The organism is Yeosuana marina (assembly GCF_011762485.1).
Lineage (GTDB): Bacteria > Bacteroidota > Bacteroidia > Flavobacteriales > Flavobacteriaceae > Yeosuana > Yeosuana marina.
Map to the genome: position 1 here is coordinate 91,175 of NZ_JAAKGI010000025.1, position 26,287 is coordinate 117,461.

Consider the following 26,287-nt stretch of genomic DNA (forward strand, 5'->3'; position numbering starts at 1 on the left):
TTTGATTTTTTTAGATTGATTGTGACGCTTCATTATTTTGAGTATCTGAAGCATTAAATTCTTTTAATTGTTCTCGTAATCGATATAAAAGATTTAATCGAAATTTTAAATTATCGATTAAAGCATTTACTGTTAATTCACTCGGGCCATTTTCTGTTAATTCAACTGATAATTTTTGATACTCTTTATTGAGTACACTTAACTGATCTACATAACCATCAAACAAATCTTTGGTTTCTGGTGTATACGTTATTTTAGACAACTCCAAATTAATACTTGCTAAATAATAATCTTCAACTTTTTTAAGTCCGGGAGATACATCACCCAAGGTTTTCGTAGTTTCTGGTTTTGTTGTAGCTACAGTATTTACTGGTTTAACAAGAGTCGTAGGTTCAAAATATTTATAGCCTCCATAACTTAATCCCAGCATCAAAACTAGGCTTGCTGCAATGCGCAACCAATTGAAATCTGATTTACGTTTAACAGGCAATTCATGCTCTAACTTTTCTAGAAACCTATCTTGATGATTAGCAGGCATCTTTTCTTGAGTTATTGTTTTATGTTCTGATTTAAATAACTCTCTAATATCTTGTGCCATCTTTTTTAAGGGTTAACAGTTCTTGTAATTTTACTTTTCCTCGTGATAATTGTGTTCGTGATGCTATTTCTGAAATATTTAAAATTTCAGAAATTTCCTGATGATCATAACCCTCAATTAAATATAACATCAAAACATATTGATATTTATCTGGTAAGGATTCAATTGCATTTTTTACATCATTTATTGTAATTGCATCATCTACTAACCATTTGTCATCAGTTGGCGTATCAATTACTTTTAGGTGCACCTCCTCTAAATCAACTAAACGTTGTTTTTGAGATTTTAAGAAATCGATACTTTTATTAACAACAATACGTTTTAACCAAGCTCCAAAAGTGACTTCTGCTTTATATTGGTGTAGTTTAGTGAATGCTTTTATAAAGGCTTCTTGTACTACATCTTCAGCATCATGAGCATCTTTTAAAAACCGTTTAGCAACAATATACATCCCGTCGCAGTACTGGTTGTATAACTGCAATTGTGCTTTACGATTGTTTTGTTTACATTGTTCAATAATGTCAACTTGAAACATGCTACTGGTACTTTTGGTTTTAGTTAGTTCTTTTTAAAAGACGATAAAAAAAATGATGTGTTGCAAAATTTAATTTATTTTTTCAATTCATACCAAAATTTAATAAAACAACGTTAAGTATTTTCCTTATCTATGCATTTAAATTATCTTTACACCAATTAAAAAACATTTTTTAACTTATGAATACGTTTTTAAAACGATTACTTATAGTACTATCAATTATTGCGTTAGGCCTTTTTTTATACTCCTATTTTGTTGAAAACATATTTGAAACAAGATTAAGTCCGAAAGACACGGTTGAATATGAATCAAATAATTTAAAACTTAAAGTTACTTACAATAGACCCTATAAAAAAGGACGTGAAATTTTTGGCGGATTAGTGCCTTTTAACAAAGTATGGAGAACAGGAGCTAATGAGGCTACCACATTTTCTACCAACGAGCCTCTATACATAAAAGGTTTTAAAATACCTATTGGAGAATATACTATCTGGACCGTACCAAAAGATAGTGTTTGGCAAGTTATGTTTAACACCAAAAAATATCCTTGGGGTGTAGATGCCGAAATGAGACCAATGTGGGATCCTAATTATGATCTTTTAGAAATTGATGTGCCTGTTAAAAAACTAGATTCTGTTGTTGAGCAGTTTACTATTGGGTTTGATGACAAATCTGATGAAGTAGATTTTACCATGGCTTGGGATCAAACTAAAATTGCTGTCCCTTTAAGTTTACATAAAAAAGAATAATTTAAATCTGTTTTGGTTTAAAAACATGTTTTAACCAAACTTTTTTTAGAATTGAAAAAAAATATTTGCATTGTTATCCCGTGTTATAACGAAGAAAAAAGATTACCACAATTAGCGTATGAAAATTTCTTGAGATTAAATTCTGAAACTTTAATTTGCTTTGTAAATGATGGTTCTTCAGACAATACTATCGGCGTACTTGAAACTCTACAAACTGAATTTACGGGTAATGTTGTTATCATATCTAATCCAAAAAATCTAGGCAAAGCTGAATCTGTTCGAAATGGAATGCTCTTTTGCAATGAAAATTTCGATTTTAACTTTGTAGCTTATTTAGACGCAGATTTATCTACATCTTTAGAGGAGTGTGCCTCATTAACAAAATATTTGAAAGATTCTATAACCTTTGCTTTCGGCTCCCGAATCATGAAAATTGGCTCCGTTATTGAGAGACGCCCTTATAGGTTTTTAACTGGACGAATTATTGCGACAATAATTTCTTTAATTTTAAAACTAAAAGTTTACGATACCCAATGCGGATGTAAGATTTTTACAAAAGAATTATCTGCTCACGTTTTTAAGAAGCCCTTTATATCAAAATGGTTATTTGATGTAGAAATATTTTATCGCATTATTCTCGTTTATGGAAGAGATAAGGTATTAAACAGAATGCTCGAAATTCCACTAAAAAGATGGATTGATGTTGGGAAATCTAAAGTAAAAATTAGCTTTTTCTTAAGATTATGGGTTGACCTTTACCTGATTCACAGAACCTATAAAAGAAAAGAGCAAAGCCTTCGAAAAACTAAAATTGCTTCCGTAAAATGACTGACAAAAGGACCATAACATATTCAAAATATATAGCTGTTTCAGTAATTATAATTCTGGTTTTTAGATTTATTCTTTTAGGAGCTATTCCTTTATTAGATAAAACCGAATCAAGATATGCCGAAATTGCTCGCTTGATGTATGAAACTAAAGAATGGGTTGTATTACAAATAGATTACGGTGTTCCGTTTTGGGCTAAACCTCCTCTATCTACTTGGCTTTCTGCTATTAGTTTCAGTGTTTTTGGTGTCAATGAAATTTCAGCCAGACTTCCGTTTTATGTATTAAATGTTACAATCCTTATCATGTTAGGCTATTGGATAAAAAGGTTAAAAATATCATTTTTCTTACCTGCATTTATTCTGTTAACCATGCCTGAATTTTTAATTCATACAGGAGTTGTTTCTACAGATGTTGCTTTAACCTTTAGCGTTACGTTGCTCATGCTTTCTTTTTGGAAAGCCATTCAAACAAACGACCATACAATTTGGGATTATTTGTTTTTTATAGCAGTTGGCTTAGGGTTGATATCTAAAGGCCCCATTATTTTAGTATTAACTGGACCTCCAATTTTTATATGGCTGCTTCTTCAAAAAATTAAAATTAAAGATCTTTATTCCAGATTGCCTTGGATTAAAGGCATCATCATAACGTGTCTCATCTCAATACCTTGGTACATTTTAGCTGAAAAAAAATCTCCTGGTTTTTTAAATTATTTTATTGTTGGCGAACACTTTAACAGGTTTTTAAAACCAGAATGGAATGGCGATCTTTATGGTAGTGGGCATTCACAACCTTTGGGCATGATTTGGGTGTTTTTATTGCTATTTACATTTCCTTGGTTTCAAATAGTTTTAATAAAATTATGGAAAAATAGAACCACAATACTTAAAGATAATTGGGTGTCTTTTTTAGTGTTATGGTTGTTTTGGATACCGTTTTTTTTCACCATGTCCAAAAATATTCTACATACTTATATTTTACCAGTTACAATTCCTATGGCGTTTTTGATGGTACATTGGTGGCCTCAATATAAAAATAAAAAAACGGCACTTATTTTAAGTTCCTTTTTTCCAGTTGCAGCTATTATTATATTTATTGGCTTAAACTTTAATAAGGATTGGTATCAACAGTTAAATTCTGATAAATATCTTATCCAAAACCATATCAATAAACCTACAGAAGGTTCTACTCCTATTTATTATTGGCATAATGTTTCTTATTCAGGTGAATTTTATTCTAAAGGTCATGTAAAAGAAATAACAACAACAATTGAATTAGAAACGTTAATGAATTCTGATAACAAATTCTATTTCATCATTTTGAAAAAAAGACTCAAAGAAATCCCAAAAACAATTAAAAATCAACTTGTGCTTTTAGATTCTAATCGCACCACATCTATTTTTTTACATAAAAAGAGTCAATAAAAAATTTCTGCAAACTTTATTTTTTTTGGCTAAAGTATATCAAAATCAGTATTAGATTTAACACCTATTTGATTCTTAACTTGTATTAGAATTACTTTGTTATTAACCTAAAACTCTTTTTTGATTTTTAACACACTTTGTAACAAGCCTTAAATGCTTCTAAAGGTTATAATTTAGATAAAATTAAGAAGCAAGGCATTTATAGTTTAACAATTCAACTTACATTTGTACACTCAATAAAAAAATAGTTAATCTTATGTGGCGTAAATTATTTCCAAGCCGATTTTCATTGCTAAAAACATTTGTTTTAATTTTCTTAATACTTTCATTTGCAGTAAGGCTTATTTTATTTATTTGGAGTTTTTCAGAAACAGATACATCTGTTTTAAATTTACTTTTCACATTCTTATTGGGATTTCTGTTTGATATAGGCACGGTATCATTTTTTGCTCTACCCTACGCTATCTATTTATTGCTGTTTCCTAAAAGGTTTTATGGTAGTATTATCGATAGAGTTTTTACATTTTTTGGGTACTCATTGGGACTTATAATTTTTCTATTTTCGTTTTTTGCTGAAATCACATTTTGGGAAGAATTTAAACGTCGTTTTAATTTTATAGCAGTCGATTATTTAATTTACACGAATGAAGTCGTTCAAAATATTAATGAATCCTATCCTATTCCATTACTTGTCAGCATTATTTTAATTGCCTTTTTAATTATATTATTTATCACCAAAAAACGTGGCGCTTTTAAGGACACCTTTAAAAGTACAACCCCCTTTAAAGACAAACTTGTTCCTACATTAATAATTGGTTGTATTGTTGCGATTTTTACACTATTTGTCCAAAACCAAGATTCAGAGCAATTCAATAACAGATATAATAACGAACTATCAAAAACCGGTATTTATTCGTTTTTTGCAGCCTTCAGAAATAATGAATTGTCCTATTTAAAATTTTACAAAAGCATTGATGAAGACAAAGCTTTTTCAATTTTAAAAAATAAACTAAAATCTGATGGAGAACACTTTATCCATCCTGATAAAAATGAAATTTTAAGAACGGTTGTTAATTCCGATTCTATTAAAAAACCAATAAAACCGAATATTATATTTATCTGTGTAGAAAGTTTAAGTGGTAAATATTTAAACTCATTGGGCAGCACCTTAAATATTACACCTCATCTTGACTCACTAGCCCAAAACGGATTATTTTTTAATAATTTGTTTGCTACAGGTACCAGAACCGTAAGAGGTATGGAGGCCATAACATTATCTATTTCTCCAACTCCTGGCAGAAGTATCGTTAAACGTAAAAACAATCAAGGGTTGTTAACTATTGGCGAAGTTTTTAAAAAAGAAGGCTATAATAAAACATTTTTTTACGGAGGTGATGGTTATTTTGATAATATGAACACGTATTTTGGAGGTAATGGTTTTGACATAGTTGATAGAGGACGTGGGTTTTTATTAGATGCTAGCATTACAACCAAACGAACCAATATTGAAGATAATGAAGTCACTTTTGAAAACGCTTGGGGTGTTTGTGATGAAGATATATATAACAAAGTGCTTAAAGAGGCCGATGAAACCTACCAAGAAGATAAACCGTTTTTTGATTTTGTGATGACAACCTCAAATCATCGCCCGTATACATATCCAGAAGGAAAGGTGGAAATTCCGTCAGGAACAGGACGAGAAGGCGCTGTACAATACACGGATTACGCCATCGGTGAATTTTTAGAAAATGCAAAATCGAAACCATGGTTTGACAACACCATATTTATAATTATGGCAGACCACTGTGCCAGCAGCGCAGGCCGCTGGGAACTAGATGTACAAAACTACCATATTCCGGCTATAGTATATAACCCAAAACTGATTGCGCCGCAAAGTGTTAATAAACTTTGCTCTCAAATAGATTTATTCCCTACTATATTTGGTTTGATGAATTGGGATTACACTTCAAACTTTTTTGGCAAAGATATTTTAAAAATGAACGCCTCAGATGAAAGAGCTCTTATAGGAAATTATAGAAAACTTGGTTTGCTAAAAGATGATAAACTAATGGTATTAAACGAACAAAATGGCTCTGATTTTTATCAATGGAATAAAGATGATAATAGCTTAAAAGAAATCCCTAATAACGTTAACTTTTTAGACGAAACCATTTCATATTATCAGGTCGCAGATTATTTATACAGAAATAACGGTCTTAAAATAAAGGAATAATATTGATACATATACATTTTATAGTTAATCCTATTGCCGGATCTGGCGATAATAAAATCAATATTAAATTCCTTCAAAGGTATTTTAGTAAAGACACATATGTTCTGGTTGTAAAACACTCAGTCTATAAAAAACATGCTGTCGAACTTACAAAAGAATCTATTAAAGAAAAGGCTCATGTTATTGTTGCTTGTGGTGGTGACGGTACAATTAATGAAGTAGCCTCTTGTATAATTGACACACCCATTCTTTTTGGAGTTATCCCATTAGGATCTGGAAATGGTTTAGCCTCGAATCTTAAAATATCTAAAAATATTGAACAGGCCATTTCAATAATAAAAAAACAAGATGTAAAAACAATCGATGTTGGATCCTTTAATAACAACTATTTTTTTAGTAATTCTGGAATTGGATTTGACGCTATGGTTATTAAAAACTACGAAGAATCCAACAATCGTAAACTTTTAAGTTACATTAAAGCGACACTTAAATCGTTAAAAGACATAAAATATGATAACGAATATAACATTACCATAAATGAGGAAAATTTAGTTTTAAAACCATTCATGATTTTTGTTTCAAACTCTAATGTATTGGGCTATAAGGTAAGTTTAACACCAAAGGCTTCTTTACAAGATGGTCTGCTAGACGTTCTTATTGTTTCAAAATTAAATTTCTTTAAAGTTGTTTTATTTTGCTTGTTAATGCTATTTAAAAAACACTATCTGTTAAAAGAGGTCAAAAGTTATCAAACTAAAAATCTATCTATCTATCAAAAAGAAAGTAACCATTATGACATGCAAATTGATGGAGAACACAGAATAGTAAACCACTCAAAAATTGAATTTTCCATTAAGGAGAAAACTTTAAGAATAATATCTTAAGCACTTAAATGTGTGGTTATTTAACGTATCGTTTAATGATATAGGTTGTTAATTTATAAAATAAAAACCCAGAAACTGCTCCAAAAGTCATTCCGCAGATAACATCTAAAGGGTAGTGAACACCTACATAAATTCTACTAAAACCTACAATAACACTCCAGAATATTAACAAAAATATTAAATTCTTATAAAAAGGTCGAAGTAATAGTCCTGAAAAAATAGCTGCTGCCATTGAGTTTGCTGCATGTCCGGAGAAAAAACCATACTTGCCACAACGAACTGCAATAAATCGCATCTGATTAACCAGAGCATCTTCTCCACAAGGTCTTGTTCTTTCAAAACCTCTTTTAAACATATTGGTAATTTGATCTGTAAATGTGATCATTAAAGCCACAATTACTACTAAAATTAAAAGAGTCTTCCAACCGTATTTTTTATACAGTAAGAAAAGTAAAAGTGCATATAATGGGATAAAAGTTAACTTGTTTGTTATGAGTAACCATAACCAATCCCAGGTAGGAGATCCTAAATTATTTAAAAATAAAAAAAGGGAGGTATCGTATTGTAATAACTGTTCAATCATTATTCTTCGTATAAAGAAACTTCTCTATCGTAAAATTCGGTGGCTAGCTTTATCATGGTCTCTGTCTCAGCCTTTAATTCTTTTTCATCTTCCTCATCAAAATCTTCAAACCATTCTACCTCATCATCTTCAAGATTAATAATAAATCTGGGAAACTCTGTGTGAATTACAAAAATAGCATTCGGATAATCTGTATTATCACCCAATATAAACTTTGGTAGTTGCATTATATGTCTTCTTTAATTGTTAGACAAAATTAACCTTTTAGTTAGATAATTAAATCTAAGATACAATAAAATTGCCGCTGTTGATAATCCAGCAAGCAAACCCAACCAGATACCAAAACTACCATAAGCAGTTTCTTTTCCTAAAAACCAACTTACTGGAAAGCCCACTATCCAGTAAGACACAAAAGTTATTAATGTTGGAATTTTAACATCTTGAAGGCCTCGCAAGGCTCCTAAAAAGATAACTTGTATACTATCACTTATTTGAAATATTGCAGCAGCTATTAAAAGTTTCGATGCTATGTCAATAACCTCTGTATTATCTAATAGGTTTTTGGTATCATTAAAGTCTACATATAATTTTGGCAACTGATTATTAAATACAAAGAAAATAAAGGCAAAACTTACAGCAAATAAAAGGCCAAATAAAAATATTGAAAAGGCTATACGTCTTAATTCAAAATAATTTTGTTGTCCTTTTTGATTTCCCACCCTCACCATCGCTGCAACACTTAATCCCGTTGCTACCATAAAAGTCATTGACGACAAGTTAAGCGCAATTTGATTGGCTGCTTGAGGGTTTTTACCTAGAGTACCGCTTAACCAAATAGCTACTGTAAAAATAGCGACTTCAAAAAACATTTGCATCGCACTTGGAGTGCCTAAATTCATTATTTTCCTAAGCATGAAAGTATCTAAAACAAAAAACTTGATATTAGTTACAAAGGCTTTTGATTTTTCTTTTCCTTTAAGCAAATACCAAAGATAAGCTACCATGATAAACCTGGAAGCTAACGTGCCATAAGCTGCACCAACAATACCTAATTCAGGAAATCCAAATTTTCCAAAAATCAGCAAATAGTTTAAACCAACATTAACAACATTTCCTAATAACGTCGCATACATAGGAAATCTGGTCATTGACAACCCATCACTAAATTGTTTGAACGCTTGAAAAACAATTAGAGGAATTAATGAAAATGCAACCAAGTCCAAATAAGGAGACGCTAAATCAACTACTTCAGTAGGTTGTTTCATTAAATGCATCAATGGTTTTGCGAAAAACACCAGTAAAAAGAGCGAGATACCTAAAACCGTACATAAAAATAGACCATGTTTAAATGCAGATTTCCCTTTAACAAAATTTTGTTCAGCATCAGCTTCTGCTGTTAAAGGTGTAATAGCTGTTGAAAACCCTATCCCGAGAGACATTGCTATAAACATAAAACTGTTTCCTAAAGACACGGCTGCCAACTCAGCAGTTCCCAACTGGCCAACCATAACATTATCGGCAAACCCCACAAAAGAATGCCCCAACATACCTAACATCACTGGTGCTGCTAATTGCCAGTTATATTTAAATTCTTTAGTATAATTTTTTAATTGCATCAGGCAAAAGTAATCTTTAGCTATTGTTTTTACGAATTTTAGAATATAGAATTAACAACTATTTAAAAGCTAAATAATTAATTGTTAATAAGTAAAAATAACTTTTAAAGCTCTGGAAATCAATTTTCATTATTTTTGATTGACCCTTAGAATTTATTTTAATAGCATCAAGATATTATAGAAACATTTAGCTGTTATTTTAAGGGATTAAAAATAATTACAAGCATAAGGTTTCAATATTAAAAAGGGGAAATAGCATTTCCCCTTTTTTTATACTCTATATTTCTTATTCTTATATGTTGTAATTAGAAACTTGTGTCTTAGCTTCTTCAAACTCCAAAATCATATCGTTTACAATTTGATGGACTGGTTTTATATCATGAATTAATCCAGAAATTTGTCCTATTTCCAATTCGCCTTCATATAAATCACCTTCAAACATCCCTTTTTTAGCTCTTCCTCTTCCTAATAATGCTTTTAGTTCTTCAATTGTTGGTGTTGTTTTATATAACTCTTGAACCTCTGCATAAAATTTATTCTTAATCAATCGAACTGGAGCTAACTCTTTTAAGGTTAATTGAGTATCTCCTTCATTAGCATTAACCACGGCTTTTTTAAATGCTTCATGAGCAGAGGACTCCTCACTGGCGACAAAACGACTTCCCACTTGAACACCATCGGCTCCTAAAACCATAGCCGCTAACATAGCATTACCTGTGGCAATACCGCCAGCTGCTATTAACGGAATTTTAATGTGCTCTTTAACCATTGGAATGAGTGTTAACGTAGTAGTTTCATCTCTACCATTATGTCCACCAGCTTCGAAACCTTCGGCAACAATAGCATCTACTCCAGCTTCTTGAGCTTTGAGCGCAAACTTTAAACTACTAACAACATGAACAACAGTAACACCTTGTTCTTTTAACCATGACGTCCATGTTTTTGGGTTACCTGCAGAGGTAAATACAATTTTTACATCCTCCTCAACTATAATATGCATAATTTCTTGAATGTTAGGATACAACATAGGAACGTTTACTCCGAACGGTTTATCGGTGGCTTTTTTGCATTTCTGAATATGTTCACGCAACACCTCAGGATACATAGACCCCGCACCAATTAATCCTAAAATTCCTGAATTGCTACAAGCTGAAGCCAATTTCCAACCACTATTCCAAACCATACCCGCTTGTATGATAGGGTATTCGATTTTAAAAAGTGATGTTATTTTATTTTGCATTTAGGCTTTTATAATTTTAAATGATTTTGAAACTCCTTTTGATTGAAACTTGGCAATATACATGCCAGTTGAAAGATGTGAAATATCAATTCCTTTGTTCGTATGATTTACGTAAAAATCATTGACATGTTTTCCTAAAATTGTATACAGTTGAATGGTTAGTTCTGTTTCTGTTGAAGGTAAATCAAAATATATCATACTCCTTGCGGGGTTTGGATATATTTTTAAATCTAAATTGTCAACTTGAAAAGTATCAGTTGATAAAGCTTTATTAAGTGCAAGTTGCAAATCAGGAATACCATAACCTAATTTATAATCTGGATTGGTATATTGAGATGCCGATTCTCTTACTAATTGCATAATTTCTGCATTTGTTTTGTTTGGCAACGCTTGCCATAAACAAACTAGCCCTCCAGCCATAATGGGAGAACTAAAAGACGTTCCATCGGACGTTCCTATAGTATCAAATTGATTAATAACGGCACTTGCTAAGCCTTGTGCTACAACATCTGGCTTCTGAGTAGGCTGATAAACACTTCCTATAGAACTAAAATAGGCATAATCACCATTTGAAGCAACTGCTCCAATTGAAAAAACGTTAGGTGAATCTGCTGGTGCATTTACACCATTATTCCCCTCATTACCGGCTGAATTTACTAAAAGCATCCCTTTTTGAAAAGCAATATTGGCTCCTTTTGTTATGTAGGCTGTATAACCATCTAAATCTGAATTTGAATAGCTATAATTTGTATTATTAAAATCTTTATAACCTAGTGAGGTATTAATAACATCAACCCCTAAACTATCGGCTCTTTCTGCTGCTTCTACCCATAAACTTTCTTCTAAAGGATTCTCATTTTCTATTCCTCCAGTTAGCCTAGTATCTTCTGTAATAAACAAATAATAAGACGCATCAGGTGCCGTACCGACATATTGATTTTCAACATAACCAGCCATCGTGCTCAACACTAAAGTTCCATGATTACTGGGTGTATTGGTATAAACATCTTCATTTCTATTTACAAAATCGTAATTACCCAAAATTTGTCCTGTTACTCTTAAATGCTGAAATGATGACATCGTATTAACGTTTGGAAATCCGGCATCAAGAACAGCCACTGTCATACCTGTACCTGTATAGCCTGCCAAATGTAATTGGTCTCCCTTAAACATTTGAATTTGATTCGCTGCACTACCATAATTATATGTTGTAAACGTTTCTTGAAATTTTGAACTCCTCTTCGTCTGTTTTGTCTTTAAAGTATTTAAACTTTTATCCGCAAATTCTATAGAACTTACAAAGGATAATACTGAAAGGAAGTTGATATTAGTTTCAGTTCCCCTTACATGAACTGCATTAAACCACTTAGATTTTGCCAATACAGTAATCCCTGTTTCTGTTTTTAACTGAGAAATATAGGTTTCGTTAACAGGTATATCGCTCTCATCTACACTAACACCATGGGCAATTTTTCTATCAATAGCTTTTTGCGAAAGAAATGTTGTGGGATTTGTTACTGAATAGACATTAGTTTGTTTGTCTGTAAAATATACCCATGCATCTTGATCTTGAGAAAAACAAGAAAGTGAGAGGCAGAGACCAATAAATAGTAACAGATTTAGTTTCATAGCAACACAATAAGGTATTGCAATTTAGCAAATTACTCCTGAACCTACTAATTCATCTTTAATATACCACGCAACAAACTGACCTTCTGTAATAGCAGACTGCGGGTTTTCAAACTCAACATAAAGTCCGGAAACTACTTTATAAAGCGTTGCCTTTTGTAATGGTTGACGATATCTAATTCTAGCCATAACCTCCATGGTTTCATTGGTAGATAAGGCTAAATCTTCACGAATCCAGTGCAATTCATCATTTTTTACAAACAATGCCCTTTTGTATAAGCCTGGATGTTGTTTTCCTTCACCTGTATAAATTATATTCTCAACCACATCGGTATCAATAACAAATAAAGGTTCTACATGACCACCTACAGCCAAGCCTTTGCGCTGTCCTTTTGTAAAATAATGAGCACCTTGGTGCTTGCCAATAATTTTACCGTCTTCTAAATGATAATCTAATTTTCTGGATAAAAATTCTAGGCGCTCCTCATCGTTTGTAAAATTAGGTGCTTGCCTGTCATACATTTCATTCTCTTTACAAACTTCAACTATGTGACCTTCCTTAGGTTTTAATTGTTGCTGTAAAAAATCTGGCAACTTAACTTTTCCTATAAAACATAATCCTTGAGAATCTTTCTTTTCTGCTGTTACTAAATCTAATTCTAAAGCTATTTTTCTGACTTCAGGTTTCGTTAGTTCACCAATAGGAAACAAAGATTTTGCCAATTGTGATTGTGATAATTGACATAAAAAGTATGATTGATCTTTATTAGGGTCTACTCCTGCAAGCAATTGATAAATCTCTTTGCCGTCTTTATTAATTATACTTTTTCTACAATAATGCCCAGTAGCAACATAATCCGCACCAAGTTCCATAGCTATTTTCATAAACACATCGAACTTTATCTCTCTATTACAAAGGACATCTGGATTTGGTGTTCTTCCGTTTTCATATTCTTTAAACATATAATCAACAATACGCTCCTTATATTGTTCGCTTAAATCAACCGTTTGAAAAGGAATACCAAGCTTATCTGCAACCAACATAGCATCATTACTATCATCTAACCAAGGACATTCATCTGAAATTGTCACAGAATCATCATGCCAGTTTTTCATAAACAAACCAATAACCTCGTAGCCTTGTTGCTTTAACAAATAAGCAGCAACACTAGAATCAACACCTCCTGAGAGTCCAACAATAACACGTTTCATAATATATTTTATAGGGCACAAAGATACAATTAATGATAGTAATGTTTTAAAAAGATACATACATAAATTACTCTCCATAAGAAATTACTGTTTAACTATTTAATAAATCTATTAAACATTTATTTTATTTTGTTTAATTATTTTGTATATTTGTTAAACAGAATTAAATAACTCAATACAAAAAATTATGTCACATTTAAAAAAACTTACAATTTTAGCGTTAATTGCATTCGTTGCTTTCTCGTGTAACAAGGATGACGATCCTAAACCGATTGATTATCCAGAAACAATTACTGAATTAGCTGTAGCTACTCCAGATTTAAGTAATCTTGTTGCGGCTTTACAAAAAGCAGATTTAGCAACTACATTAAACGGTGCAGGTCCTTTCACTGTATTTGCTCCAACAAACGCAGCTTTTACCACCTTTTTAGCTGATAACGGTTTTAGTTCGGTAGACGACGTACCTGTAGATGTTTTGACACAGATACTTCTAAATCATGTTATTTTAGGTGAAGTAAAATCTAACCAAATTCAAACTGGTTACGTTAAGACTTTAGCAGACGGTCCTGTGGATGGTTCTAAGTTAAGTATGTACTTAGATGCATCTTCTGGAGTTAAAATTAATGGTATCTCTGATGTTACGACACCAGATATAAATGCTACAAATGGTGTTATACATATAGTGGATGCAGTAATAGGACTTCCTACTGTTGTTGACTTCGCTTTGGCCGATAGTAATTTTTCAACATTAACATCTGCTTTAACAAGAGCTGATTTAACATTTGATTATGTATCTGCTTTAAGCACTCCTAACGGAACTGATCCAGCTCCATTCACAGTGTTTGCACCTACCAACGATGCATTTGCTAGTTTACTTACTGAACTAGGAGTTACTTCATTAGATGATATTGATGAACCTACTTTGAAAGCTGCATTAGATCTGCACGCTGTAGCTGGAGCCAATGTTCTTGCCGCAGGTCTTTCTGATGATATGACTGTTACTACTCTTGGAGGTGATATTACAGCCAATGTAACAGGTGGTGCTACTTTAACAGATTCTAATGGTAGAGTTAGTAACATTACATTTACTGACGTTCAAGCGGCTAATGGTGTTATACATGTTATTGATAAAGTTTTACTTCCAAAATTACCTCCAAATATAGTAGGTAAAGCACTAGACACACCTTCTCTTAGTATATTAGTTGAAGCGTTACAAGCTGCTGATGGAAATTTAGTTGACGTTCTTAATGGACCTGGACCATTTACCGTACTAGCTCCAGACAATGATGCTTTTACCGCCTTTTTATCTGACAATGGATTTGCAAGTTTGGCTGATGTTCCTACAGATGTATTATCTCAAATACTATTAAATCACGTTATTTCAGGAAAAGTTATGTCAACTGATTTAGTAGATGCAGGTGCAGGTTATGCCTCTACAAGTGCAACTGGTGCAGGCGGTAATCCAATGAGTATATACTTTAACACATCAGACGGCGTTAAATTCAATGGTATTTCATCAGTAACAACTCCTGATATTGAAGTTACCAATGGTGTGATTCACATAGTTAACAAAGTAATTGGTTTACCAACTGTTGTAGATCAAGCAGTAGCTAATCCTAATTTTAGCAGTCTTGTTGCTGCCCTAGGTGCAGCAGATGGAGATTTAGTTACTGTATTAGGTGGTGAAGGTCCTTTTACTGTATTGGCTCCAGATAATGATGCTTTTGCAACATATTTACATGGTGCTGCTTTAGGAGATGTTCCTACAGACGCCTTAGCTAACCTTTTACTAAATCATGTTATTAGTGGTGTTGTAACCTCTACTGATTTAGTTTCTGAGGAAGCAGGATACACGAATACACTTGCTGTTGGTCCTAATGATAATAAATTAAGTTTATACTACAACACAACTGATGGTGTTAAGTTTAATGACGTATCGTCAGTGAGTAAAGCAGATATTGTAACATCTAACGGAATTATTCATGCTGTTGATGCTGTAATCCCAATTCCAACAGTCGTTACTTTTGCCACGGCAGATCCTAATTTTTCAACTCTGGTTTCAGCCTTAACAACACTTACACCTAATACAGATTTTGTAGCTACTTTAAGCGGCACTGGTCCTTTTACCGTATTTGCTCCTACTAATGCTGCTTTTGATGCCTTAGGCACACCTCCTGCAGAGCCAGTATTAACTCAAGTGTTGTTACATCATGTAGTATCTGGAAATTATCAATCAGGTGATTTAAATCAATCTGGCGATACAACGGTTCCAACATTACAAGGAGATAATATAACAATTACCTTACCAGGTACAGGTGGAAACATTGCTGACATGACAGATGGTGCTGGAAATACTGATATTGGAATTATCAAAGTTAATGTTCAAGCTGGCAACGGTGTTATTCATGTAATAAATAAGGTATTACTACCTTCATCATAATAAATTAGTTTTAGTTTGGTTTGTTTGGTTTAGACGATAATAGTCTAAATAGTAAAAGGCTCTTTAAAATTTAAAGAGCCTTTTTTAATTTTAGCTTATTTAATCTTTTTTGGAGTCGCGTTGTATATGAGTAAAGTCTTTCTTTTCAACTAGCTTACCATCTTCATAATAGTTCCAAATACCGTGTTTTTTACCATTTTTATAGCTTCCTTCGATAATTAAATTACCTTTTGAATCGTAATACTTTGAAACCCCATCCAATTCTCCATTAACATATATAAATTCTTTTAAAATAGTGTTATTGGGTGAATACCAAACAGATGTACCATTTAATTTTCCATGTTCATAATGCTGTTTTTCTGCAATTTGACCATTATTATAATATACAAAGCGATCACCATCAAGATTGCCAGCGTTATCATAATTCTCAAGAGTTAATAATTTTTTAGAATTTTTTTGATAATATTTCCATCCCCCTATATGAGTTTTTCCATCCATTTCACCTTCGCTAATCACTTTCCCCATAGAGGTATAAAAGGTTACATACGCTTTATTGTCTGTACTGTTAAATTGTTTTGTAGCTGTTAATGATGCCTTATTATCAATATTTTTATAAAATTTAAACAATCCAATTTCTTTCCCGTGACTAAACGCTCCCTCATACCGTAATATCTTGGTATCATCAAAATATTTTTTCCATACACCATCACGCTTGCCGTCAGCATCAAATTGATTTATAGTTTGAGCGATAACTAAATGTGCTATAAACATAAAAAGGGTTACTATAGTTGTTTTCATTTTAGTATTAATTTTTTTTATAAATCTTATATAACAATACCTTCAATACATGCTTTCTTTTTGAGAATAAATCAACATTAGGCATTTGATAATGCAATAACGTATTCTTTAATTTGAAATTGCATGTAACAAAAAAGCCACCTTAATCGGTGACTTTAATATTTATTTATTTTTTTGCCTTTTTTTGTTTTTCAGCCTCTTCCATCATCTCTTTCATTTTTTTCTGAAACTTATTTTGTTTTTTAGGTTTCTTTTTATTCTCTTGAATTTTGGCATGAATCTTATCTTCATCAATAATATAGTTTTTAATAACTAACATAATACCAATGGTAATCAAGTTTGAAACAAAGTAATACAAACTCAATCCTGACGCATAATTATTAAAGAAGAATAACATCATCAATGGTGAAAAATACATCATGTATTTCATCATTTTACTCATATCTGGCATTCCTTCTTGTGTAGGTTGCGATGCCATTTGCTGCCCCGTAGTCATTTGCATATAAAAGAAAATAGCTACAGATGCCAATATAGGGAACAAGCTTACATGATCACCATAAAGCGGCACATGAAACGGCAATTTTGCTATGACATCATAAGATGATAAATCTTCTGCCCACAAGAAACTTTTCTGACGCAAATCAAATGCGGATGGAAAAAATTGAAAGAGCGCATAGAACACCGGCAACTGCACCAATGCCGGCAAACAACCAGCCATGGGGCTCGCACCTGCTTTGCTATACAGTGCCATAGTTTCCTGTTGCTTTTTCATGGCATTGTCTTTATACTTTTCATTAATCTCAGCAATTTCTGGTTTCAATACCTTCATTTTAGCCTGAGATACATAGGATTTGTATGTCACTGGAGACATTACAATTCGCACCATAATAGTCATAAAAACAATAGCAAATCCATAGGGTAAGAATGAGCTCAAAAATCCGAATAAAGGAATAAATACATATCGGTTTATCCAACCAAAAATACCCCAACCTAATGGAACAACCTCATCTAAATTTCTATCATAAGCATTTAATACTTTATAATCTGTTGGTCCGAAATACCAATTCATATTTTTATTAATCTCACCACCTGTCATTTCTAAAGGCAACTTCGCCTCAAAATACTTGGTAAAAACTGTATCTACTTCCTCATCTTTAACAAGATTTTTAGATTTTAAAGACGCTGTTTTAAAAGGTGTATCTGCTAGTAAAATAGATGTGAAAAAATGTTGTTTAAAAGCTATATAGGTAACATCATCAACCTCTTTGTCAGAATCAGAACGCTGACCAAGATTATTGTCTTTGCCCCCTTCATATTCATAAATTAAATCGGTATACCTATTTTCATACGAAATACTTTTTGCATGACGATAGGTCTTTATTTTCCAATCTAAATTAATGTCTTGCGAGCTATTAATTACATCATTTAAGCCTTGAGATTTAATAGAAAACCCAAGCATATAGTCATCTTTCTTAATCTCATATCTATATTCTAAAAACTTAGTTTCAGATACTTTTAGCTTCATTGAAACTATGGTATTATCGCCGTTTTTAGTAACTGTGGGCTCAAAATATAAATCTTTGGTATTTAATATTCTACTATCAGTAGTTCCAAAATTAATATTAAAACCACTGTTATTATCTTTTACCAAGTAAATAGGAATGGAGTCGTAATCAACAAATTTTTTCAGTTTTATTTCTGATAAAAAACCGCCTTTATTACTGAAGGTTAATTTTAAAAGATCACTTTCAACAACTGTTTCTTTATCTGAAGCTGAAGGTAACGTAGATGAATATGCAAAAGCTCCTAGCTTGTTTTTAAGACCAGCCACTTGAACAGAATCTGTGGCAGCAACAGCCGAATAATCTTCAGCAGTAGTTTCTTTTGTCTGAGCTTCTTCTGTATCTTTTTGTTCTTTAACAACCTCTTTTTGCTTAGCTTTTTCTTGCGCTTTAAGTTCCTCTGGCGTTGGTTGATTTTGCCAAAGCATATACATTAATATGCCGAAAATAAGCACAAAGCCTATTACCGAATTAATATCTAATTTTTTTTCTTCCATCTGTTATAAATTATTCCTACTTTCTAGCGAGGAGAACTGTTCTAATCAAAAAACTATCCAATTTTCATTTTATGACACACTGGCACCTTACTTATTATTTTTAAATTTTAACGCTGCTTTTACAAATGCCACAAACAACGGATGTGGATTTGCAACAGTACTGCTATATTCTGGATGATATTGAACACCTACAAAAAATGGATGTGTTGGTATTTCAATAATTTCAACTAATCCTGTATCTGGATTTAATCCAGTAGCGAGCATTCCTGCTGCTTCAATTTGCTCTTTATAATCACTATTAAATTCGTAACGATGCCTATGGCGCTCCTTAATAGTTTTTGCTTTATAAATTTCACTAACCTTACTACCTAGTTTTAAATCGCAATCCCAAGCACCTAAACGCATAGTTCCACCTTTATCTGTAATCGACTTTTGTTCTTCCATCAAATCAATGACCGGATTTTTTGTATTCGGATTCATTTCAGTAGAATCTGCATCAGGTATATGTAATACATGACGTGCAAATTCTATAACTGCCATTTGCATTCCTAAACAAATTCCGAAAAATGGCATATTATTTTCACGAACATAGCGTACAGCTACAATTTTTCCCTCGATACCTCGCTCACCAAAACCTGGTGCAACTAAAATACCATCTAAATGAGATAATTTTAATTTGATATTATCATCATTTAAATATTCAGAATGTATCGATTCTAAATTAACTTTAACTTCATTTTCTGCGCCGGCATGAATAAAGGATTCTAAAATTGACTTATACGAATCCTGTAATTCTACGTATTTACCAATTAAACCAATAGTAACTTCAGTTTTTGGATTTTTAAGTTTCTTTAAAAACTGATTCCATTTTGTCATTTCTGGCTCTACACTTGGTAAATCTAATTTTTTAAGAACAACCTTATCTAAGCCTTGTTGTAACATTAAATTTGGTACATCGTAAATTGTAGAGGCATCAATAGACTGAATGACCGCTTCTTCACGAACATTACAAAACAGCGCTAATTTTTTTCTCAACTCAACAGGTAAATCATGTTCGGTTCTACAAACTAATACATCAGCTTGGATTCCGCTTTCCATCAATGTTTTTACACTGTGTTGTGTTGGTTTGGTTTTAAGCTCTCCTGCAGCTGACAAATATGGAACTAATGTTAAGTGAATAACAATACCGTTGTGCTCACCAAGATCCCAACGCAATTGTCTTACTGCTTCAATATATGGCAAGGACTCAATATCACCAACTGTTCCACCTATTTCGGTAATTACAATATCATAATCTCCAGAATTACCTAAAATTTGAATTCTGTCTTTTATCTCATCGGTAATGTGAGGCACTACCTGTACTGTTTTACCTAAAAACTCACCACGTCGTTCTTTTTCAATTACGCTTTGATAAATCCTTCCAGTCGTTACATTATTTGCCTGACTTGTAGGGACGTTTAAAAAACGTTCATAATGACCTAAATCTAAATCGGTTTCAGCACCATCAGCAGTCACATAGCATTCGCCATGTTCGTAAGGATTTAAAGTTCCCGGATCGACGTTAATGTAAGGGTCTAATTTTTGAATGGTTACTCTGTAACCTTGTGCTTGAAGTAATTTTGCTAGAGATGCTCCTATAATCCCTTTTCCAAGAGATGAGGTAACCCCACCTGTTACAAATATATATTTTGTTTTTTTTACCATATTGCGCCTATAAACGCAGGCAAATTTACAAAATTAAACCAGTAATTAAAGTATTGTTTTGGTTATTTAAAAATGTTTTATAAACAACTCATTTTATTTAAAATCATTGATGCATATTGACTTTGTAAGAATATTTTTTAAATTCTTTAACCTATGATATAACTTAATAAACCGATTGCATATTATTAAGTTAAACAAAAATCAAAAAACACTTATTTAGGATACCGTTTTTTAATATTCCTAATTAAATCTTCTAAGCCATTTAGTTTAAGTTCGTAAACCATTTGTAGCATATCTCCTAATTTACCTTTAGGAAATCCTTTATTATGATACCAAACCACATAGTATTCAGGCAAATCAATTAAGTATCTATCTTTATATTTACCAAAAGGCATTTTGGTATGCGCCAAAGTAATCAAGAAATTTTTGTCAGGAGTTAGTTCGTGCATCGATTTAAAAAATAAAATTATTTAAGTGATTTTATTTGAAAAAATCACACGAAAACATATGGTTTCAATAACACCTGCTTAAAAACCTCCTATGGCTTCTGCTGAAACACTTTCATTAACAGGGTTAACTTCAACAATTCGTAAATCTTGATACTTTACCAAATACACAGAATCATTATAATACCCTCCAAATAATTTCTTTTTGTATTCAAATTTGTTTTCCACATATTCTGTTAAAGGACTTTCGTTTACAGATTTATATAAATTCTCTGAGGATACCAGACGTAACACAACATCCATCGTTAAATCAAACCCACGAATGGCGTATTTGTTAGGAGGTGTATTATATAGTTTTTTATATTTTTCAACAAATGAATTATTATCATCAGCATTTTGAGTTTTTGACATGGAAGCGTATGTAAACTGTAAATTTGACAAATGCTCATTAGACACCTCATCGCCTTTAAAAGCTGGATTTTCATTAGTTGTCGTTAGCATAATTTTAATCTCCGGCTTTTTCTCTTCTAAGTCTTCCTTTTGAATTAAAGAATTTAAAATACTAGTTACATTAGAAGCAAAACCATTGTCTTGAGTTTCTAAAAACACCATATTTAGCCCTGGTTTCAACATATGAGCCACGTCATCAATCAAAACATAATTTTCATCAACACCGTCTTTGTTTTGTTTTGAATATAAGTGTCGTGCATGAGGAAAATCTTGCTGAAGTTCATTAGCTATCGTAGCATTTTTACTATCAGAAATAATAATGGTATTATTCACATCTGGTACTGTTTTTATATAGGCTATCGTTTTATCTTTTAATATGGAGGCAGAAGGTCGCGATTCAAATACATTATCATACAATTGAAGATTTTCTCCAATTGGAGAAATAATTGGAACATTATATAATCGCAATTCTGACGAGGCTTTTTCAAAATTATTAGGTGTTAATGGCCCAATCACAGCATCCATATGTTCAAAATCATGATTTCTAATAATGTCGGCTACTTCACTTACTTGATATTTAGTATCATATACATCAACCTTAAGCGAAATACCTAATGTTTTTAATGAATCAATGGCCATTAAAATTCCTGAATGAAAATCTAAAGACACATTTAAATAAGGGTCATTTTTTATACTTAGCTTGGTACCAGAAATAGAATCGTAATTAACACGATTTAAACGAAATGGTAACATGACAGCAATATGCTTTGTTTTAAAATCGCTGATACTGTCAGTTAAATCAATAGCATTTGCAAGCTCTTCACCAGAACCAATTGCTTCATTATATGGGATTTTTAAAATCATACCCATTTTTAAACCACTTTCTTTCAACCCTGGATTTAAAGCTTCAAGTTGATCTTGATCTAAACCTAATTTAAGTTTTAAGCGATAAAACCCCTCTTTAGGCAATACCTTATAATAACTGTATTGGTCATCAAATTGCTTTTGTTCATCTTTATGAATATTAGGCACATTAATAACTTCACCTTCCTGTAAAACGTCGTTCATTTCTGGGTTTAATGCTTCTAATTCAGCTACCGAAATACCAAACTTATAAGCAATACGCCATTTACCTTCCTTTGGCAATACAGTATAAGGCATGGTTAGCTCAACAGTTTCGACAGTTCTGGTAGTTTTAAATATCGGAATTTGAAGTTTATCTCCTTTTCCTAAAGTATTTGAGTATAAATACGTATTGTATTTTTTAATATCGTCTTCTGTGATATTATATTCTTTGGCTAAACTATAAAGCGTTTCTTTTCTTCTAGTTTTATGCGTTTTAAACCCTTGCAACTCTTTAGTAATAGTAACTTTAGGTTCAGGAACTTTAGACTTAGGAATTATTAAAAGTGTATTAGGTTTTAATCCTTTTTTAGCATCTGGATTTAATTTATAAATATCGAAAGGGGTCACTAAATACTGTTTAGAAATACTTTCAATAGTCTCTCCTTCTTTAACTTTATGGGTCTTGTAGTTTTGTGCGTTAGCAGTATTTATACTAAAAAGAAATGCTAAACATACAACGGAAAAGAATTTAATCATGTAATCTATTTTTTTAATGGTGTTAGGGTGTAACCTTACAAAAACACTTAGAATATGCTAATGTTTTTCTTTTCTATACATGCATATAGCATGCCAAAAAAAGTAAACACATCTTATTTCTATTTTTCAATTCATCATAATAATATACGTGAATTTTACTTGATTTAGATACCTAAAATAATATAAATATAGTTTTAAATTATGGTATTGGTATCCAAAATTTATTCCCACTCAATGGTAGCAGGGGGTTTTGAACTTATATCATACACTACTCTATTAACGCCTTTTACTTTATTTATTATGTCGTTTGATGTTTTTTGTAAAAACTCATACGGTAAGTTTACCCAATCTGCAGTCATACCATCTGTACTTTCTACAGCCCTTAGCGCGACACATTTTTCATAAGTACGTTCATCGCCCATCACACCAACACTATTGACTGGCAGTAACATGGCGCCTGCTTGCCATACTTTATCATATAAGCCCCATTCTCGCAGACCATTAATAAAAATATCATCAACTTCTTGGAGAATACGCACTTTTTCAGCGGTAATATCTCCTAAAATACGAATCCCTAAACCAGGTCCAGGAAACGGATGACGACCCAAAAGCAAAGGATCTATACCCAAAGTAGCTCCAACTCGTCTAACCTCATCCTTAAACAACGATTTTAGTGGTTCTACAATTTTAAGTTTCATGTAGTCTGGCAATCCGCCAACATTATGATGACTTTTTATGGTTGCTGATGGTCCACCGGTAGCGGACACACTTTCAATAACATCGGGATAAATAGTGCCTTGTGCTAACCAGGTAACATCTTCAATTTGGTGTGCTTCATCATCAAATACCTCGATAAAAGAATTTCCAATGGCTTTTCGCTTTTTCTCAGGATCTTCAATTCCAGCCAAAGCATCTAAAAATCGTTTGGAAGCATCAACCCCTTTTACATTAAGCCCCATGCCTTCGTATTGTTGTAAAACACTTTCGAATTCATTTTTACGAAGTAAACCGTTGTTTACAAAGATGCAATACAAATTTTTTCCTATGGCTTTATGAAGTAAAACTGCCGCTACCGAAGAATCAACACCACCTGAAAGGCCTAAAACTACTTTATCATTTCCGATTTTATTTTGAAGTTCTTCAACCGTTTCTTCAACAAAAGATTGTGGTGTCCAATCCTGATGAACTCCAGCTATATGAACTAAAAAATTCTCTAATAACTGTTTACCATCTGTAGTGTGATAAACTTCAGGATGAAATTGAATTGCATAGGTTTCTTCACCTTCAATTTTATAAGCGGCATTTTCTACATCGTGTGTACTTGCTAAAAGGACTCCATTGGTTGGTAAATGTTTTATGGTATCGCTATGACTCATCCAAACCTGACTACCTTCGTGAATACCTTTAAAAAATAGCTCTTCTTTTTTTATGAAAGACAACTTCGCTCTACCGTATTCTCTGGTATTAGAGGGCGCTACTTCACCTCCTGAAAAATGTGCTAAATATTGTGCGCCATAACAGACTGCTAGCATTGGTTTTTTGCCTCTTATTTCAGATAAATCTGGATGTGGTGCATCCTCGCCTCTCACTGAAAACGGACTGCCAGAAAGCACAACAGCATTGTACTCAGCGATGTTTGATAGTTTTTTGTTATACGGATGAATTTCGCAATAAATATTGAGTTCTCTAACTCTACGGGCAATAAGCTGTGTATATTGAGACCCGAAATCTAAAATAAGTACCTTGTTGTGTTGCATGCGCAAAAATAGGAATTGATTTTAGAATGACGAATTACGATTTATATTTTTTTAATAATTTTTTAAGCCATCGAATCTAAAATCATTTCGATATCCTTCTCTGTTGTATCAGGATTAATAAAACAAAAACGTGAAACGGTTTCAAAACTAGCACCTGTTTTCCATTTTGTTGGCGTAACCAAAGCAAAACCTTTTCTGTGGTTTTCATACGTCCAATGCGTATAATCCTCAGGTTTCCAACCTATTCTTCTATATAATACACATGACAAACTAGGTTCCCGCACCAACTCAACAAATGGTCTTTCTTCAATTAATTTACCCGCTATTTGGGCCAGTTCCAATCCGCGTTCTACCGCTTCTTTATATCTGTCTGTACCATGCATAGATAAAGAAAACCATAAAGGCAAGCCTCTCACGCGTCTTGTTAACTGTATTTGATAGTCGGTTGGATTAAAGCCATGAGCTCCTTCATCTTTAAAAATATCGAGATACGATCCCTGTTGGGAATGCGCTTTTTTTGCTAATTCAGGTTGTTTATAAATCACAGCACCACAATCGTAAGGTGAAAACATCCATTTGTGAGGGTCAATTGTAATACTATCGGCACGCTCTATACCTTTAAATAAATGTCTTACAGAGTCAGCCGCCAAAGCACCTCCTCCGTAAGCCGCATCTATATGAAACCATAAATGCTCATTTTCACAAATAGTAGCTATTCCAGACAAATCATCAATAATACCAGCATTGGTTGTGCCACCTGTTCCAACGACTGCAAACAGACGCCTCCTTTGATGTTCTGTTAGTCCATCAATTGTTTGTTGTAACGTACTTGCCTCCATTTTATCTTCAGTATCCACTAGCAACACATCAACATCAACAACCTTAGCCATTGCTTTTACAGATGAATGTGCTCCGATAGAGGTAATAATAATACCTTTTTCTACTTTATTCTGGTCGTTTAAACTACGCCAATACTCTCTTGCTGTTACGATAGCCGATAAATTAGCAGCCGTCCCGCCGCTAGTAAACACCCCAAAAGCACCTTCTGGTAATCCTGTTAAGGATACAATCCATTTCATGGCTTCATTTTCACAAAAAATACCACCAGCACCTTCCATCCAATAGGCACCGTGAATACTAGACGCCGATGTTACCAAATCAAACATAATAGCTGCTCTTGTTGGAGCCGCTGGCACAAATGCCAAATGTCTTGGATGATCTATCGAAACATTAGCCTTCATTAAATGCTCTTTCCACAATCCAAATGCTACTTCACCTCCAATTCCTTTCGGCGTAATAGTTTCTCCAACCAATGCTTTTAAATCTTCTGCCCTCCTTGGGATTCCAATTTCTGGATCAGTTTTTGAAATTCTATTAATAGCATACTTCATGACATCCATAGTCATTTCAACTAACTCTATATCTATTTTATGCATGTTTATTATAATGTTAAGTATTAAAAACACCTATTTTTAACGGGTTGTAAATTTAACACTA

21 protein-coding genes are annotated in these 26,287 nt (G+C 32.6%); 6 read left to right on the plus strand and 15 right to left on the minus strand.

Features of this window, described 5'->3' with window-relative positions:
- Nucleotides 1–10 precede the first annotated feature (10 nt).
- Together G5V56_RS12745 and G5V56_RS12750 are read right to left on the minus strand one after the other, a co-directional pair.
- The gene (locus G5V56_RS12745) at nt 11–598 is read right to left on the minus strand and encodes a hypothetical protein (protein WP_166965595.1); all 588 of its coding nucleotides are present in this window, start codon (nt 596–598) and stop codon (nt 11–13) included.
- The gene (locus tag G5V56_RS12750; RefSeq protein WP_166965597.1) at nt 582–1,133 is read right to left on the minus strand and encodes an RNA polymerase sigma factor; all 552 of its coding nucleotides are present in this window, start codon (nt 1,131–1,133) and stop codon (nt 582–584) included. Before G5V56_RS12750 ends, G5V56_RS12745 begins: the two co-directional genes overlap by 17 nt.
- A 179-nt stretch (nt 1,134–1,312) precedes the next feature.
- On the opposite strand from G5V56_RS12750, the gene G5V56_RS12755 reads away from it, so the two are divergent.
- The 5 genes from G5V56_RS12755 (at nt 1,313) to G5V56_RS12775 (ending at nt 7,254) form a co-directional block, all read left to right on the plus strand.
- A complete protein-coding gene (locus G5V56_RS12755; RefSeq protein WP_166965599.1) occupies nt 1,313–1,882 on the plus strand; it encodes a DUF2911 domain-containing protein in 570 nt (189 codons plus the stop codon).
- Nucleotides 1,883–1,933: 51 nt separating this feature from the next.
- Entirely contained in the window at nt 1,934–2,710 is a 777-nt protein-coding gene (locus G5V56_RS12760; protein ID WP_166965601.1) for a glycosyltransferase, read from the plus strand.
- A complete protein-coding gene (locus tag G5V56_RS12765) occupies nt 2,707–4,137 on the plus strand; it encodes an ArnT family glycosyltransferase (RefSeq protein WP_166965603.1) in 1,431 nt (476 codons plus the stop codon). The genes G5V56_RS12760 and G5V56_RS12765 overlap by 4 nt, the downstream gene beginning before the upstream one ends.
- A 256-nt stretch (nt 4,138–4,393) precedes the next feature.
- Complete coding sequence (locus tag G5V56_RS12770) at nt 4,394–6,370, plus strand: LTA synthase family protein (protein WP_166965605.1); 1,977 nt, start codon at nt 4,394–4,396, stop codon at nt 6,368–6,370.
- A 2-nt stretch (nt 6,371–6,372) separates the two neighbouring features.
- On the plus strand, nt 6,373–7,254 hold the full coding sequence (locus G5V56_RS12775; protein WP_166965607.1) for a diacylglycerol/lipid kinase family protein: 882 nt from the start codon (nt 6,373–6,375) through the stop codon (nt 7,252–7,254).
- Between the two features lie 16 nt (nt 7,255–7,270).
- Here the strand turns inward: G5V56_RS12775 and G5V56_RS12780 are convergent, their stop codons facing one another.
- The 6 genes from G5V56_RS12780 to mnmA form a co-directional block, all read right to left on the minus strand.
- A complete protein-coding gene (locus tag G5V56_RS12780; RefSeq protein WP_166965609.1) occupies nt 7,271–7,837 on the minus strand; it encodes a phosphatase PAP2 family protein in 567 nt (188 codons plus the stop codon).
- Nucleotides 7,837–8,064, minus strand: coding sequence for a hypothetical protein (locus G5V56_RS12785; RefSeq protein WP_166965612.1), 228 nt, complete (start codon nt 8,062–8,064; stop codon nt 7,837–7,839). The genes G5V56_RS12780 and G5V56_RS12785 overlap by 1 nt, the downstream gene beginning before the upstream one ends.
- Nucleotides 8,065–8,076: 12 nt before the next feature.
- The gene (locus tag G5V56_RS12790) at nt 8,077–9,453 is read right to left on the minus strand and encodes an MATE family efflux transporter (RefSeq protein WP_166965614.1); all 1,377 of its coding nucleotides are present in this window, start codon (nt 9,451–9,453) and stop codon (nt 8,077–8,079) included.
- A gap of 292 nt (nt 9,454–9,745) precedes the next feature.
- Nucleotides 9,746–10,693: an NAD(P)H-dependent flavin oxidoreductase gene (locus tag G5V56_RS12795; protein ID WP_166965616.1), complete on the minus strand. Its 948-nt coding sequence runs from the start codon at nt 10,691–10,693 to the stop codon at nt 9,746–9,748.
- Nucleotides 10,694–12,322, minus strand: a complete 1,629-nt coding sequence (locus tag G5V56_RS12800; RefSeq protein ID WP_166965618.1) for a S8 family serine peptidase — start codon at nt 12,320–12,322, stop codon at nt 10,694–10,696. It abuts the gene before it with no gap.
- A 24-nt stretch (nt 12,323–12,346) separates the two neighbouring features.
- Nucleotides 12,347–13,534: a tRNA 2-thiouridine(34) synthase MnmA gene (gene mnmA / locus G5V56_RS12805; protein WP_166966141.1), complete on the minus strand. Its 1,188-nt coding sequence runs from the start codon at nt 13,532–13,534 to the stop codon at nt 12,347–12,349.
- 187 nt (nt 13,535–13,721) lie between these two features.
- Here mnmA and G5V56_RS12810 point away from each other — a divergent pair, with 187 nt between their 5' ends.
- The gene (locus G5V56_RS12810; protein ID WP_166965620.1) at nt 13,722–15,974 is read left to right on the plus strand and encodes a fasciclin domain-containing protein; all 2,253 of its coding nucleotides are present in this window, start codon (nt 13,722–13,724) and stop codon (nt 15,972–15,974) included.
- A 99-nt stretch (nt 15,975–16,073) separates the two neighbouring features.
- On the opposite strand, the gene G5V56_RS12815 is transcribed toward G5V56_RS12810, so the two are convergent.
- The 7 genes from G5V56_RS12815 to G5V56_RS12845 form a co-directional block, all read right to left on the minus strand.
- Nucleotides 16,074–16,772 carry a toxin-antitoxin system YwqK family antitoxin gene (locus tag G5V56_RS12815; RefSeq protein ID WP_166965621.1) on the minus strand — a complete coding sequence of 233 codons (699 nt, stop codon included), beginning with the start codon at nt 16,770–16,772 and terminating at the stop codon, nt 16,074–16,076.
- A gap of 166 nt (nt 16,773–16,938) precedes the next feature.
- Nucleotides 16,939–18,831, minus strand: a complete 1,893-nt coding sequence (gene yidC, locus G5V56_RS12820) for a membrane protein insertase YidC (protein ID WP_166965622.1) — start codon at nt 18,829–18,831, stop codon at nt 16,939–16,941.
- An 87-nt stretch (nt 18,832–18,918) separates the two neighbouring features.
- Nucleotides 18,919–20,535 carry a CTP synthase gene (locus G5V56_RS12825; protein ID WP_166965624.1) on the minus strand — a complete coding sequence of 539 codons (1,617 nt, stop codon included), beginning with the start codon at nt 20,533–20,535 and terminating at the stop codon, nt 18,919–18,921.
- A gap of 212 nt (nt 20,536–20,747) precedes the next feature.
- A complete protein-coding gene (locus tag G5V56_RS12830; RefSeq protein ID WP_166965626.1) occupies nt 20,748–20,984 on the minus strand; it encodes a DUF3820 family protein in 237 nt (78 codons plus the stop codon).
- A 78-nt stretch (nt 20,985–21,062) separates the two neighbouring features.
- Nucleotides 21,063–23,033, minus strand: coding sequence for a LysM peptidoglycan-binding domain-containing protein (locus tag G5V56_RS12835; protein WP_166965628.1), 1,971 nt, complete (start codon nt 23,031–23,033; stop codon nt 21,063–21,065).
- Nucleotides 23,034–23,254: 221 nt separating this feature from the next.
- The gene (guaA, locus tag G5V56_RS12840) at nt 23,255–24,790 is read right to left on the minus strand and encodes a glutamine-hydrolyzing GMP synthase (protein ID WP_166965630.1); all 1,536 of its coding nucleotides are present in this window, start codon (nt 24,788–24,790) and stop codon (nt 23,255–23,257) included.
- 62 nt (nt 24,791–24,852) lie between these two features.
- Nucleotides 24,853–26,226, minus strand: coding sequence for a pyridoxal phosphate-dependent decarboxylase family protein (locus G5V56_RS12845; RefSeq protein ID WP_166965632.1), 1,374 nt, complete (start codon nt 26,224–26,226; stop codon nt 24,853–24,855).
- Nucleotides 26,227–26,287 lie beyond the last annotated feature (61 nt).